Annotated in this window: 14 protein-coding genes; 6 read left to right on the top strand and 8 right to left on the bottom strand. The window is 58.1% G+C overall.

The window, feature by feature from the left end:
• Positions 1 to 119: 119 nt before the first annotated feature.
• Complete coding sequence (locus RBI05_RS05795; RefSeq protein WP_310550390.1) at positions 120 to 746, top strand: FMN-dependent NADH-azoreductase; 627 nt, start codon at positions 120 to 122, stop codon at positions 744 to 746.
• An 81-nt stretch (positions 747 to 827) separates the two neighbouring features.
• On the opposite strand, the gene rsgA is transcribed toward RBI05_RS05795, so the two are convergent.
• The 4 genes from rsgA to RBI05_RS05775 form a co-directional block, all read right to left on the bottom strand.
• Positions 828 to 1,913: a ribosome small subunit-dependent GTPase A gene (rsgA, locus tag RBI05_RS05790; RefSeq protein ID WP_310550389.1), complete on the bottom strand. Its 1,086-nt coding sequence runs from the start codon at positions 1,911 to 1,913 to the stop codon at positions 828 to 830.
• Between the two features lie 430 nt (positions 1,914 to 2,343).
• The gene (locus RBI05_RS05785; protein ID WP_310550388.1) at positions 2,344 to 3,066 is read right to left on the bottom strand and encodes an HAD family hydrolase; all 723 of its coding nucleotides are present in this window, start codon (positions 3,064 to 3,066) and stop codon (positions 2,344 to 2,346) included.
• Between the two features lie 118 nt (positions 3,067 to 3,184).
• Positions 3,185 to 3,646, bottom strand: a complete 462-nt coding sequence (locus RBI05_RS05780) for a DUF3939 domain-containing protein (RefSeq protein WP_191089488.1) — start codon at positions 3,644 to 3,646, stop codon at positions 3,185 to 3,187.
• 118 nt (positions 3,647 to 3,764) lie between these two features.
• Positions 3,765 to 4,361, bottom strand: coding sequence for a DUF2087 domain-containing protein (locus RBI05_RS05775; RefSeq protein WP_310550387.1), 597 nt, complete (start codon positions 4,359 to 4,361; stop codon positions 3,765 to 3,767).
• 185 nt (positions 4,362 to 4,546) lie between these two features.
• Between RBI05_RS05775 and RBI05_RS05770 the strand changes: the two genes are divergently transcribed.
• The 3 genes from RBI05_RS05770 (at position 4,547) to RBI05_RS05760 (ending at position 6,595) form a co-directional block, all read left to right on the top strand.
• The gene (locus RBI05_RS05770) at positions 4,547 to 5,530 is read left to right on the top strand and encodes a YpdA family putative bacillithiol disulfide reductase (protein ID WP_310550386.1); all 984 of its coding nucleotides are present in this window, start codon (positions 4,547 to 4,549) and stop codon (positions 5,528 to 5,530) included.
• A gap of 10 nt (positions 5,531 to 5,540) precedes the next feature.
• A complete protein-coding gene (locus RBI05_RS05765; protein WP_150457307.1) occupies positions 5,541 to 5,984 on the top strand; it encodes a DUF441 domain-containing protein in 444 nt (147 codons plus the stop codon).
• Positions 5,985 to 6,082: 98 nt separating this feature from the next.
• Positions 6,083 to 6,595, top strand: coding sequence for an ADP-heptose synthase (locus RBI05_RS05760; protein WP_150457306.1), 513 nt, complete (start codon positions 6,083 to 6,085; stop codon positions 6,593 to 6,595).
• Between the two features lie 107 nt (positions 6,596 to 6,702).
• Here RBI05_RS05760 and RBI05_RS05755 read toward each other — a convergent pair whose 3' ends face one another.
• Positions 6,703 to 7,014 carry a HesB/YadR/YfhF family protein gene (locus RBI05_RS05755; protein WP_150457464.1) on the bottom strand — a complete coding sequence of 104 codons (312 nt, stop codon included), beginning with the start codon at positions 7,012 to 7,014 and terminating at the stop codon, positions 6,703 to 6,705.
• Between the two features lie 517 nt (positions 7,015 to 7,531).
• Here RBI05_RS05755 and RBI05_RS05750 point away from each other — a divergent pair.
• Entirely contained in the window at positions 7,532 to 9,277 is a 1,746-nt protein-coding gene (locus RBI05_RS05750) for an ABC transporter ATP-binding protein (protein WP_310550501.1), read from the top strand.
• 161 nt (positions 9,278 to 9,438) lie between these two features.
• Positions 9,439 to 11,505, top strand: coding sequence for an ABC transporter ATP-binding protein (locus RBI05_RS05745; RefSeq protein ID WP_310550385.1), 2,067 nt, complete (start codon positions 9,439 to 9,441; stop codon positions 11,503 to 11,505).
• A gap of 142 nt (positions 11,506 to 11,647) precedes the next feature.
• Here RBI05_RS05745 and RBI05_RS05740 read toward each other — a convergent pair whose 3' ends face one another.
• The 3 genes from RBI05_RS05740 to RBI05_RS05730 form a co-directional block, all read right to left on the bottom strand.
• Positions 11,648 to 12,187 (bottom strand): hypothetical protein, encoded by a 540-nt coding sequence (locus RBI05_RS05740; protein ID WP_310550384.1) that lies wholly within the window; start codon positions 12,185 to 12,187, stop codon positions 11,648 to 11,650.
• 130 nt (positions 12,188 to 12,317) lie between these two features.
• Entirely contained in the window at positions 12,318 to 12,665 is a 348-nt protein-coding gene (locus tag RBI05_RS05735; protein ID WP_150457304.1) for a four-helix bundle copper-binding protein, read from the bottom strand.
• Between the two features lie 140 nt (positions 12,666 to 12,805).
• Complete coding sequence (locus RBI05_RS05730; protein ID WP_310550500.1) at positions 12,806 to 13,858, bottom strand: CobW family GTP-binding protein; 1,053 nt, start codon at positions 13,856 to 13,858, stop codon at positions 12,806 to 12,808.
• Between the last annotated feature and the right edge of the window lie 25 nt (positions 13,859 to 13,883).

Genomic DNA, 13,883 nt, shown 5'->3' with positions numbered 1-13,883 from the left:
TTTTTTTGGAATTCCGGTTTCATGCCGGCTTGAAAATCGCTGTTGACACTAACTTTGTTATCAACTATATTATTTATAGTTAATGATTATTACTTACACATACAGAGGAGACCGTGATTATGTCGAAAGTGTTGTTTATCAAAGCCAATAACCGTCCTGCCGAGCAAGCCGTCAGCGTTAAGCTGTATGAAGAATTTCTGAACGCCTACCGCGCTTCGCATCCCGAAGACGAGATCACCGAACTGGACCTCTTCGCCGCGGAGCTTCCTTACTATGACCACTCCATTCTGACTGCGCTGTACAAGGAAGCGAACGGGCTGGAACTGACCGCCGAAGAAGCCAAGCTGGCCGCGCTGGTGGGCGGATACTTCACTCAGTTCGCCGACAGCGACAAGGTGGTATTCGGCTTCCCGCTCTGGAACATGACCGTTCCGGCCGTACTTCACACGTACATGGATTACCTGGCCCAGGCCGGCAAATCCTTCAAGTACACCGAGAATGGTCCGGTGGGCCTGCTGACCGGCAAGAAGGCCGTGCTGCTGAACGCGCGGGGCGGCGTCTATTCCGAAGGACCGGCTGCCGCAGCCGAAATGGCCGTCAACTACGTACGGGGCAACCTGAAGCTGTTCGGCTTCACGGACATCCACGAGATCATCATCGAAGGCCACAACCAGATGCCGCAGCAGGCTGCCGAGATTATCGGCAAAGGGCTGGAGAACGCAAGAGAAGCCGCTCTGACATTCTAAATTTCATCTGCTGCAACGTTAAAAGCCGGGTCAGGAACTCCTGATCCGGCTTTCTTTATAATTCCATGGTTCGAATTGATCTTAATTTTCTTCCCAATCTCTGCGCCACGATTGCCGCCCGGCGTTCCGGCTGCCGCTCTTGACCGGAGCCGCGCCGGCCTTGCGCTTGTTCTTCTGCTCCTTGGCGCTCTGATAGAGCAGCTCGCGCTGGGTTTTGTGGAAATTCAGCAGCCGTTTCTCTTCCAGTCTGCCGTCTGCCGCCGCTTCCAGTACGGCGCATCCCTCTTCCCGCTCATGCCGGCAGTCGGCATAGCGGCAGCTTGCGGCCAGCAGACCGATATCGGCAAAAGCCTGCTCCAGACCGCCTTCGTCGTCCCGAAGCTGAAGCTCCCGCATTCCGGGCGTATCGACCAGGACAGCGCCCGAGGGCAGAACAAACAGCTCACGGTGCGTTGTCGTATGACGCCCCCGGCTGTCATCTTCTCTGACCTCCTGGGTCCGCTGCAGCTCCCGGCCGCAGAGCCAATTGACCACCGTCGATTTGCCGCAGCCGGAAGACCCGGTCAGGGCTACGGTCCGGCCTGGGCCCAGATAGGACTCCAGCTGTTCCCGCCCGTCGTCCCTCAAAGCGCTTACCGCATGAACGGGAACGCCGGGCGCTGCCGATTCCATCTCGCCGATGCGCCGCTCACGGTCTTCGCACAAGTCGGCTTTGGTCAGCAGAATCACCGGCATTGCCCCGCTGTTCCAGGCCATAATCAGATAACGCTCCATCCGGCGGACATTGAAATCATCGTTCAAGGCGGCTACCAGAAACAGCGTATCGACATTGGCTGCAATCAGTTGTCCCTGCGACACCACCGTTCCGGCTGCCTGGCGCAGGATCGCGCTGTTTCTCGGAAGCGCCCCTTCGATCTGGAGCAGCCGGCTGCCGGCGGGCCGCCGGACGGCCACCCAGTCGCCGATGCCGGGATAGTCTCCGCCTGCCTCCAGGCGGTGGCGGTATTTGCCGGAGAGGCTGCCCCGGTATTCTCCGCCCTCCGCCGCCAGTTCAAATTCGCTGCCGAAGTCTCCGATAATCCGTGCGGGCTCCAGCTCTTCGGGCCAGCGTCCTTCCTGCCAGCGCCGATGCCATTCTTCATTCCATCCATAAGTCGTCATGTTCATTGTTAAAGGATTCCTCCAAGAGTTTAGGTTGGGTCTTGCAACCGCGTTCTCCCGGATTACAGGCCTGCCTGCGCTGCAAAAAGCCCGCCGGAACATCCAGAGTTCCGGCGGGCAGGGTCCTGCATATTAGAGACGGGCTTGGCAACGCCGCCCGTCAAAAGGCACAGCAAAGATGGCGTACCTGCAAAAAAGCCGCCGGAACCCCAACGGTTCCGGCGGCGCTGTAATTGACGCCAAAGATACAGGCTGCCAAAGTTCAGCAGCGGCACTTCAACAATCGCACGGCATTAAGACCGGCGAAAGCCTGCTTCCGGGGGACGCGTATAGGGATCGCTATTCAGTTGACGGGTCTGTACGCAATAAGCCATCATAATACATCGTCTCCTTCCGGTTAATCTGAAGCCATCATAACGGGTCGCGGGAGGAATTGTCAACTCTTCAATTTTGGCATCAGCCAGGCGCCGACGGCTTCCGGCAGCTCCGCCAATCGATTGATCACAGCGAACGGACGCGCCGTCAGGCGCTCGTCCCAGCCGTGGCGGCGCCTCAGCCAGACAGCCGGGATACCGGCCTCCCACGCGCCCTGAATGTCATTGACGGGATGGTCGCCTACGAACAGCGTCCTGTCCGCCTCCACGCCGAGCTTGCGCAGCGCGAAGCTGTAGATTCCGGGATCGGGCTTCGCAATCCCCGCTTCTTCCGAAATGACAATGGCGTCGAAGTAGCGCCGAAGGCCAAGCCGGTCGATTTTACCGTTCTGAAGCGCCGTCTTGCCGTTGGTTACCAGCCCCAGCCGAAGCCCACGGTTCCTGCAATCCTCCAGCACCTTCTCCGCCTTCTCCATCACGGCAAAATGCCCGGTATACGTCCGGTCGTAATAGGCGCGGATTTCTTCGGGGCTGAGCGGCCGGCTCCACGGCAATTCCCGGCTCAGCTCGGCAAAATAACCGTCCTTGTCCCGGTACCCGTCCGCGTCGCGGACAATCATGTCCTCGGCGGCCGCTTCCCGCTCCGCCTCGTCCAGATGAGCCATGAACTCGCCTGTCATCGCCGTGCAGAAGCTGCGGAACGTCGCGTCCCGGTCCATCAGCGTATTGTCCAGATCAAACAGAATCCCTCTCGCGTCTCTCTCTCCACCGTTCACTGCATCCATTCCTTTCGTCTCTCGCTTGCCACAGCGTCCATTGTACCGCGTACAGCAGATCAAGGGCAAAAAGAAAAGCACCTTGCGGTGCCAGAAGAAGCAGAGAACGGCAGTATCGGCAATCCCCTTATTTGAAATACTCTTCGCGGTGCGTCAGCATCATTTCCTCGTCTGTAATATACAGCGGAAACGGCGGCATTTCCTTGAGATACCGTCCGCTGGCCAGCAGCCGGTAATGAACCTGGGGCAGCCTGACGTCTTCCATAAGCGGAAGCTTGCCCGTGTCGCTGAGGTAGCAGTCGACGGCGGATTGAACCATATCCAGATAATACGGAATCAGCCGGTCGTCCTCGGAGAAAATTTCGAACGTCTCTCTCGACATATAAAATTTCTGTTCCGTGGTTCCCCCGAGATAGCGGGTCAGCCGGTTCAGATCCAGACTCTTGTCCTCTCGCAGCAGCACGGTACGGTTAATGGAGGCGGGCATATCCTTCTCGAACTGCCGGACAGCCTGCTTGACATCCGGCAGAGTGACGGTGATTTGGCGGGGAGCGTCTTCGGTTTTGCGATTTCTTTTGAAAATCACCATGTTCGTCTCCTTCCCACATAACGTAATAGAATACGCTTACAATTACATTTTATGCGAGATTGCCGAATATTAATAGCTAAAACTCCGTTTTCACTTTTTTGTTGAAACTTTGTGATGTTTATTTGACATTCTCCCAATGCGTCCATATTTCAGGCGGATTAAGGGTATACTTCCCGTCTTCACGGTACATGAACTGGTGCATAATAAACTCCCGCCGGATCGTGGCATAATCTTCATGATAAGTCTTGATAAATTCATTGATTTCCTTCTCGGTATATACCACATCCGGCTTAAGCTGTTCGACCATGTGCTCCAGCACGATCAGCTTCTTCTTGTACTGAACCGGAAGCTGCCGAAGCTTGCCGTCCTTCGAGTAGAAATTGGACAGCACCGTCTCTTTCTGCGACCTTGCTCCGCTCTTCTCCTGCATTTGCTGTACCCCCTTGTTCAAAATGAATTGCAGCGACGCGTCTGCGCCGTACCGGATAAATTCCTCATTGAGCTGAAAATAAACCGTATTCTTGTCTCTCCGCTCCTTGATAAGCGCGGCCGAACGCAGCTTGGACGCATGATGCGTCACGGTAGGCTGCGACAAGTTCAGCTTCTCGGCCAGCGTCTGGCCGTTCAGCTCGCCTCCTGCAAGCAGCAGGAGCATCTTCAGCCGGGTCGGATCGGCCAGTGCTTTGTGATATTGGACAATGGCTGCAAGCTGCATCCCGAATCACTCTCTTCTCGATCAATAGTATAGATATATATCTAATTATATATTTGTCTAATCAGATTAGCAACCCAGATCTATCCGATTGGATAAATTCCTGCTTTTGCTGTAGGATTTGAGTTATCCGCATGCCGTTGCGCATGCTCCATTACCCTACTCGATACGGAGGTAGTTCAAGGAATATGATTGACGTCATCATCATCGGCGCCGGGCCCTGCGGCCTGTCCGCCGCCATCGAAGCCGGGCGCCAAGGGCTTACCGCGCTGATTGTGGAGAAGCACTTTATTGTCCACTCCATTTACCTGTATCCGAACGGCATGCAGTTCTTCAGCACCGCCGAGCTGCTTGAGATCGGCGATGTTCCCTTTACCTCGCAGAACGACAAACCTTACCGCCAGGAAGCGCTGGTCTACTACCGGCGGGCCGCCGAGCGCTACGGCCTCCGGATTGCCGCCTATGAAGAAGCCGTCTCGGTGCAGCGCCGCGCCGACGGGAGCTTCGAAGTTCATACCGTGAATAACCGCGGCCAGCGGCAGGTGCGGGAGGCCGCCCATGTCGTCATTGCCACCGGCTATTTTGACCAGCCGAACTGGATTGGAATCCCGGGGGAAGAGCTCCCGAAGGTCACCCATTATTTCAGTGAAGCCCATCCTTACACCGGCATGCGCGTAGCCGTCATCGGCGGCAGCAACTCGGCCGTCGACGCCGCTCTGGAGCTGATGCGGGTCGGTGCCCAGGTGGATATGATCTACCGCGGCGACAGCGTCTCGGACAATATCAAGCCTTGGGTCCGCCCCATCTTCGAAAGTATGGTCGAGAAGGGCAAAATCACCCTGCATCTCCGTTCCCGGGTTACCGAAATTACGGCCGACACCGTAACCGTAACTCCGAATGACGGCGGGGAGGGCTTGAAGATCGAGAACGATTTTGTACTGGCCATGACCGGCTTCCGTCCGAACCGCGAGCTGCTGTCTTCGGCCGGCGTGGACATGGACGACAATATGGATAAGCCGGTGTTCAATCCGTCCTCGATGGAGAGCAATGTGCCGGGTCTGTATATTGCCGGGGTCATCGCATCCGGACGCAACGCCAATGAGGTCTTCATTGAGACCGGGCGGGGCCACGGCAAGCTCATCGCTGCGCATATCGCGGCGAAGTCTCTGTAGGAGCAGCGCCATGGACATGACCTCTCTGCTGCTGCTGGCACTGGCGGCTCTGGGCATTGTCAGCAGCAATTCGGCGATTACGATCTCTATGCTGGTTCTGCTGCTGGTTCGGGTGGCCGGGCTGCACCAGGCTTTTCCTTGGCTCGAAAAATACGGGCTGACGGCAGGCATCATCATCCTGACCATCGGTGTCATGACCCCGCTGGCGAGCGGGCGCATTACGCCCGGCACTGCGCTGCAATCCTTCCTGCACTGGAAGTCGCTGCTCGCGGTCGGCGTCGGCATGCTCGTCGCCTGGCTCGGAGGCCGCGGCGCTTCACTGCTGGGAAGCCAGCCCACCGTCGTCGCGGGGCTGCTGATCGGCACTGTGCTCGGGGTGGCGCTCTTCAAGGGCGTTCCCGTCGGCCCGCTGATTGCCGCCGGCATCCTGTCGCTTCTGATCGGACGGATGTAGGCGACCGCTCCGGTTGACTTTTGCCGGTGACAGTGTTTTGATAATTCTAGGCTATATCCCGCGTTAAACGCAGTCCCGACAGCCCCAGGAGGATAATGATGTCCAGACAATTTGTGACGGAAGCCGTCATGATGGCCATATACGGTCAACTGCTCGTCCCCGCGGAACCGGTGGAATATCTCGTTCCCTACACCACGGTGCTGGAGCTCTACGAGCTGAAAGACAGCAGCGAGCCGCTGATGAACCACCCCGAAGACGAGCGGCATGTGAAGGAGAAGATCGCCGAGCTGATCTCCTACTTCGAGGAACCGCTGAACCAGAAGAAGCTGCGGCGGTGCCTGAATATGCCCTGGTCGAAGAGTCCTTCGATTCTCGTCGGGGAGAGAGCCCGGATTACCGTGGTCAACGGCGTTGACAATGCCGCTTACGGCGAGCTGTTCGATCCGATCGAGACCGAGCTGCTGCTGGCTTCCCAGCGTGAGAATGCGCCGATCCTGACCGATCAGCTCGAGCTGATTCAGCGGATTATAGAAGGCGGAGTTCCGGTGCAGGTCTATGATATCGACGATTTCGAGTATGCCATGGAAGAAGAACCATTTCGTTCGCACTGACGGATGAACGGTCCTTGCTTACGCAGCAAAGCCCCGGCCTGAAGAGGCCGGGGCTTTGCTGTTGCTGCAGGAACGTCCGTCTATTCTGACGCCGGAACCGGCGGCATTTAAGCTTGTTCCCTGGCAGAAGCCGGTTCGTAGACATAATCAATGTCGTCTTCCGCCTTGTCATAGACGATGCTCAAGTTGTAGCCGTCCATATACCACAGATCCTGCTCCTCCAGGTAGAAGAAGACGCCTTCGCGCGTCTCCTGCATCCCCGGGCGGACGGCCGGCTGGGCGGCGATGCCGAGCGAGAAGCCGGGATGCAGTCCGCCGCCCGAGCTGTAGCGAGGGAACAGGCGGAGCTGGGCTCCCTCCTGGAGGGACAGCTCTCTTTTGAACCAGGAAGCGGCTTCCGAACTAACCGTGATGCTCATCATAGCTCATCTCCTTATCCTCTTCATCATAGCTTAAAATCCCCTGTTTCCAAACCGTCTTCCGGTCAATACTTAAAATTTTTCGCATTTTGTTCAAAATTACGTTTGACAATTTCTCGGGCCGGATGATAAAGTGTAGACGTAGCGATTCAACTTCTAGTAATTACCAATTTCTTAGAAAGGGTGATCTCGGTGTTTAAACATAGACTTTATTCCATTTCGTTCCAAGCCATTCTCCGTCCCCAACCGAATACCGAAGCGTCCCCTTTTGTGAAGAAGTCTTCCTGAGCGCACGGCGTCCGCCGCCCTGCATCTAGAGGAAGAATCGTTCATAATGAGTGCGGTGCGCTTGGCACCGTTCACATGATGCGTTTGCTTCCTACAGGCATATCATCCGTTAACGGATGGTATGCCTTTTTTGGTTGAATGGCGGAGCCCAAGAAGGAATCTTCCTCCACGCTGCTCCGGTCGCTACCCGATTGACACAAGCTTTCAACGAAAGGATGAAATACGGATGATATTCTCTGTACTCCGCAATCTCGGCTGGTTCTTCCGCCGCGAGAAGAAACGGTACATCATCGGCCTCTTCATGCTGATCCTCGTCGGCATCCTTGAGCTGCTGCCTCCACGGCTGCTCGGGAACGCCATCGACCGGATCGTCCGGGGCTCGATCACGTCCGGCGCCCTGACCGCCTACATCGCGGGCATTGTCGGCCTGCTGGCTGTCATTTACGGCATTACGTACATATGGATGCACAGCCTGTTCGGCGGCTCCAATCTGGTAGAGCGTCTCCTTCGCTCCCGGTTCATGAATCATCTGATGACCCTGACCCCCTCGTTCTTCGAGCGCAACCGGACCGGTGATCTGATGGCCCGCGCCACCAACGATATCCGCGCCGTGTCCGTAACGGTCGGCTTCGGGATGCTGACCCTGGTCGATTCGACTATCTACTTCTCTGTCGTGCTGCTGGCCATGGGCGTGCTGATCAGCTGGAAGCTGACGCTCGCCGCCGTACTTCCGCTTCCGCTGATTGCCTTGGCGATGGTGGTCTACGGCAAAGCGATCCACAAACGCTACACCCTGGCCCAGGACGCCTTCGGCGATATGAACGACCAGGTGCTGGAATCGGTCTCGGGTATCCGCGTCATCCGCGCCTATGTCCAGGAACGCCTGGATGAGAAGCGGTTCGGCGACATCACCGACGACGTCTACCGCAAGAACATGGCCGTTGCCCGAATCGACGCCTTCTTCGAGCCGACGATCCGGTTCTGCGTCGGTCTCAGCTACATCATCGGCCTGACTTACGGCATGTACCTCGTCTTTCACAGTGAAATTACGCTAGGCGACCTCGTCTCGTTCAATATGTATCTCGGAATGATCGTCTGGCCGATGTTCGCCATCGGCGAGCTGATTAACCTCATGCAGCGGGGCGGCGCTTCGCTCGACCGGATCGACGAGGTGCTTCACACCCGGCCGGATGTTCAGGACCCGGAAGACACCGTGGAGGTCTCCTCACCGGAGACCATCGAATTCAAGGACGCCACCTTCCGCTATCCGACCTCCGCGCAGGACAATCTGCGGGAAATCGACCTTACGCTCCGCCGAGGCGAAACGCTCGGCGTTGTGGGACGGACCGGCAGCGGCAAATCCACGCTGCTCAAGCAGCTTCTGCATGAATATCCGACCGGCAGCGGCACCATAGCCGTCTCGGGGGTTCCGATTAACCGCATCCCGCTCGACCGGCTGCACAGCTGGATCGGCTATGTGCCCCAGGAGCAGATTCTCTTCTCGAAGACCGTCCGCGAGAATATTCAATTCGGCAAGCCCGGCGCTTCCGACGATACCATCATGGAAGCGATCGCCACTGCGGCCTTCGACCAGGATCTCGGCACGCTGGAGCGCGGCCTGGATACGCTCGTGGGCGAACGGGGCGTCTCGCTCTCGGGCGGACAGAAGCAGCGCGTTTCGCTCTCCCGCGCTTTTATCGCCGAGCCGGACATTCTGATTCTGGACGACGCGCTCTCCGCCGTTGACGCCCGCACGGAAGCCCGGATTGTAGACAACATCCGCGAACACCGCCAGGGCAAGACCACTCTGATCGCGACTCACCGGCTGTCCGCCATCGAGCATGCCGACCAGATCGTGGTTCTCGAGGACGGCGCCATTATCGAGCGTGGTACGCACGAAGAGCTGCTGAAGCAGAACGGCTGGTACCGGGAGCAGTACGACCGGCAGCAGCTGGAGAATAATCTGAACAACTAGGCCGAAGCTAGTAAAACTAGGTTTATGCTTCCGATGCAGTTTTACCGAAGAAAACCCGATGAAGCGGAAGCTAGTAAAACTAGGTTTATGCTTCCGATGCAGTTTTACCGAAGATATTCGATGAAGCGGAAGCTAGTAAAACTTTTAGGAGGTTTTTCCTCATGAAATCCAATACAGGCAGGCGCTTGTTCCAATACGCGCTGCATGCCAAGAAGACATTCATCGCAGCTCTGCTGCTGCTCTCCATCGGGGTAGCGGCCGAGCTGGCCGGGCCTTTTATCGCCAAATCAATGATCGACAACCATATGCTGGCCATCGAGAAGCCTTACTTTGTCTCGGAATCCTCTCATCAGGCTGCGGAATACCGGGGCGCTTATTACAAGCGCGGCGACCGGTTCGAGCCGGGGGAAGCCAGAGGCCGGGAGGTCCGGCTGCTCCAGATCGGCCGGAGCTTCTATTTCATTGGCGAGGCGGTACCCCGGACGGAAGGCGAACGCAGCTTCCGGGACGGGACCCTGACCATCGCCCGGGACGGACAGTCCGTCAGCTATCCGGCGGCGAAGCTGTCGGCGGGCGAACTGTTCGCTTTTTACAAACCGGAGTTCCCCGGCATCTACCGGCTGGTCGGCCTATACGGCATTCTGCTGCTGGTCTCGATTATCGCGGAGTTCGGCAAGACGTACTGGCTTCAATCCTCGGCCAATCAGGTCGTCCGGAAGCTGCGGACCGATGTATACGCCCATATTCAGCGGCTGCCGGTTCACTTCTTCGATAATCTGCCGGCAGGCAAGGTCGTCTCCCGGGTCACCAACGACACCGAGGCGGTCAAGGATCTGTTCATCGCCGTGCTCTCGAATTTCTGTACCGGCATCATCAACATCACCGGCGTATACATCGCGCTCTTCCTGCTCGATTACCGGCTCGGTCTGGTCAGCCTGTTCATTCTGCCGGTCATCGTGCTCTGGATCGTGCTCTACCGCAAGGTGGCGACCAAGTACAATACGGTCATCCGCTCCCGTCTGAGCGAGATCAACGCCATAATTAATGAATCCATCCAGGGCATGTCGATCATCCGGATCTTCCGCCGCCAGAAAGAGCGGCTGGAGGAGTTCGAGACGCTGAACGACGATTACCTGAAATACCAGAACAAAATGCTGAACTTGAACTCCTTCACCTCCCACAATCTGGTCGGGGTGCTCCGGAATTTCGCTTTTGTGATGGTGCTGTGGTATTTCGGCTTCGGCAGCCTGACGGGTTCCACCGCCATTTCGCTGGGCGTGCTCTACGCCTTCGTCGATGTGCTGGGCCGGATGTTCCAGCCGATCACCGGCATGGTCAACCAGCTGGCCAACCTGGATTCCTCGATGGTATCCGCCGGACGCGTCTTCAAGCTGATGGACGAAGAAGGCGAGCCGATTACGGACGGATCGATGCCGCGCTACAAGGGCCATGTGGAATTCAAGAACGTCTCGTTCGCCTACAAGGAAGGGCATGAGGTGCTCAAGAATATCTCCTTCCGGGCGGCGCAGGGCGAGACGGTGGCGCTCGTCGGACATACCGGTTCGGGCAAAAGCTCGATCATCAACCTGCTGTTCCGGTTCTATGATCCGCAGAAAGGCTCCATCACGATCGACGGCAAGGAGACCGTATCCATTCCGAAGCAGTGGCTTCGCAGCCATATGGGCATCGTGCTGCAGGATCCGTATCTGTTCACGGGCACGATTGCGTCCAACGTCAGTCTCGGCGACGAGCGGATTACGCGGGAACGCGCCGAGCGCGCGCTTCGCGAGGTAGGCGCCGACCGGCTGCTGGCGCATCTGCCCCAGGGCTTCGATGAACCGGTCGTGGAGAAGGGCAGCACGCTGTCCGCCGGACAGCGCCAGCTCATTTCATTCGCCCGGGCGCTCGCCTTCGATCCGGCGATTCTGATTCTCGACGAGGCGACCTCCAACATCGATACCGAGACCGAGAGTCTTATTCAGGAAGCGCTGGAGGTGCTGAAGAAGGGCCGGACGACGTTCATCATCGCCCACCGCCTGTCCACCATTCGAAGCGCCGATCAGATTCTGGTGCTGCATCACGGCGAGATTGTCGAACGGGGCAGCCACGAGGAGCTGATGGCAAAAGAGGGCCGGTACTACCGGATGTACCAGCTTCAGTCGGGCAATGCAGGCGGTGCGGCCGCACCTTCCCCTGCGCCGGTGCTTTCTCCGCTTCCGGGCAAATAGACGCTTCTGCGGCTACTGCAACGAACAACGCCTCCGGGCTTCCCTGATCGGGAGCCCGGAGGCGTTGTTCGTGTGCGGCGGCGTTGCTCTCGCCTGAATGCCGGGGGCCGCCCGGCTTCCTGACTTCTCCTTCTGCCAGGGGTCAGTTCCGCTTGGATTCGGGCGAATTCTCCGCAGCCGTGACGGCGGCGGAAGCGGCCATCGGCTTATAGAGCCCTTCGATATCCTGGGCGTTCTCCCGGTTCAGCCCGGCATACATCTCGTCACAGTATCCCTGGAGCTTCACCTCCAGCCGCCGGGCCTTGTTCTTGAACCGCTTCAGCTCGCGGATCATCCGGGTCCGGCCGGCCGGGGTGAAGGTATCCTGAATCCGTTCTTTGAAATAGTCGTGTACGATATAATTGCGCTGCTTCCATACCTCCTGAAGCTGTCGCGTCTCTTCCTCGGAGAAAGGGAAGTAGTGAGACAGCTCCCGGATCAGCTGACCCAGCGAATTGCTCAGCTTGCGCTGGTACAGATCGGTCAGCTCTTCCTCGGACAGTGTCTTTCCCTGCGACAGCTTGGTCAGCAGCAGGAGGTTGGTCAGCTGCTGTTCCAGCGCTTGGCCGTAGAAGACGGCGAGGCCAAAATAGGCGAACAGCTCTCTGGAATGTTCGCTTTCCGGCAGTTGGCTTCCCTTCATTGTCCCTCCCGTTACGTCTGCGTATTCCCTGTTACCCGGGCCGGTTCATGATAAAAGCCAGCCTCCGCCGGACCTGCAAGCGGAAACTGGCTCCGAACAATATTGTTTATTGTACCAGCCTGCCCTTCGTTTAGGCAAGCACGGTCACGAGGCTGCTGACTTCGCGGCACAGCTCGGCGCAGCGGCGGCAGGACTCAATGCAGTCCAGACAGTGCGTCTGCTCATGGCGCGAGCATTCCTCGGCGGTTGCTTCGCAGATATCGGCGCACAGCCGGCAAATATCGGCGACAAAAGGACTCTGGCGCGTCATCGCTTCCATGGCGAAGCCGCATATATCGGCACACTCGCGTTCAAGCAGCACACAGTCGCGAAGCCGGGCGAGCTCATACTCCTTCAGGTTGGAGACATAGCTGTAGTTGCAGGCTTCCATGCATTTCAGACAAGCGTCAATGCAATCCTGGTATAGAATTCGGGTCATCGCCTTGTACCTCCGGGTCGTATGAATTAGGTTATGCCTTCTATATAACCGCAAGCCCCAAGCTCCGAACCAGAATGCCCATAGGCGGTACTCGACCATGGCCTGCCGCCGTCCTGCCGGGCCTGCTCTTCAGGGACTCCCTAGAGAGTGCGGCGCACTCTGTCCGGGCGTCCGGCCGTCCGGCGCTCCAGCTTCAGCAGCTTGCTGCGAAGCTCCGAGGACGAGAAATGCTCCCCGATGAAGACGGCCACGTCGGGCAGATCGCCCTGAGGGGTGATTTTCATAAAATCGGCTTCCCGGTAAGCATACTGGAACAGGAACCGGCTGGACGTATCGCTGAAGCTCACCACGCCCTTCGCCCGGTACACATCGCTGGGCAGATCCCGGATCAGAGCTTCAAATTCCTCACTGTTCACCGGAAAAGTAAAGTAATGGGTGTAGGCCATCACATGGTCATGGGTCCGGTGGGTTCCCGGCGCTCCGGCTCCTTCCTCCCCGGTGCCGGCGCTGCCCTGCGCCTCATCGCCCGCATCCCCGGGTTCCGCCTCCGCTTCCCATCCGGCGTGGATGTCCGCCTGCTCCATCCGTTCGAGCAGCTCGGCGGGGTCCACGGCACAGTTCACCGCCGGAAGGAGATCGGCGTACGCGTTCCAGCGGCGTAGCACATCGGCGACCTCTGCCTCCTCCTCCGCGCTGACGCGGTCGGTCTTGTTCAGAATCAGCACGGACGCAGAGCGAATCTGCTCCTGCATGAGCCGGTAGGTGGAACCCTTCTGGGTGCGGTGCAGCTCCAGCAGATGGGCGGCGTCGGCCACGGTGATCAGCCCCTTCAGCTCCAGCCGCTGATAGAGCGAAGTCTCGGTGACGCTGTCGATAATCTCGATCGGGTTGGCCGCTCCCGTCGCTTCGATAATAACCAGATCCGGCGATTCCCGCTTGATGAGCGTAGCCAGCTCGGTGCTGAGATCGCCGCGGATCGTGCAGCAGATGCACCCGCCCAGCAGCTCCGCCATCGGCACGGTCTGCTCCACGAGCAGTCCGTCCAGATTGACTTCTCCCAGTTCGTTCATAATGACCGCCGGACGAAGGCCCTGACTCTTCCAGTGGGCCAGCAGGCGCTGGAGCAGCGTCGTTTTGCCGCTTCCCAGAAATCCCGACAAAATATAGACCGGCAGCGGCTTGGATGCTTCCATCCGTTCGCCGGCATCGTACCCGGTT

This window comes from Paenibacillus glufosinatiresistens (assembly GCF_031470375.1).
GTDB lineage: Bacteria > Bacillota > Bacilli > Paenibacillales > Paenibacillaceae > Paenibacillus_AQ > Paenibacillus_AQ glufosinatiresistens.
Note: the sequence above shows the minus strand (reverse complement) of the source record. Positions and strands in the feature narration are given on the sequence as shown.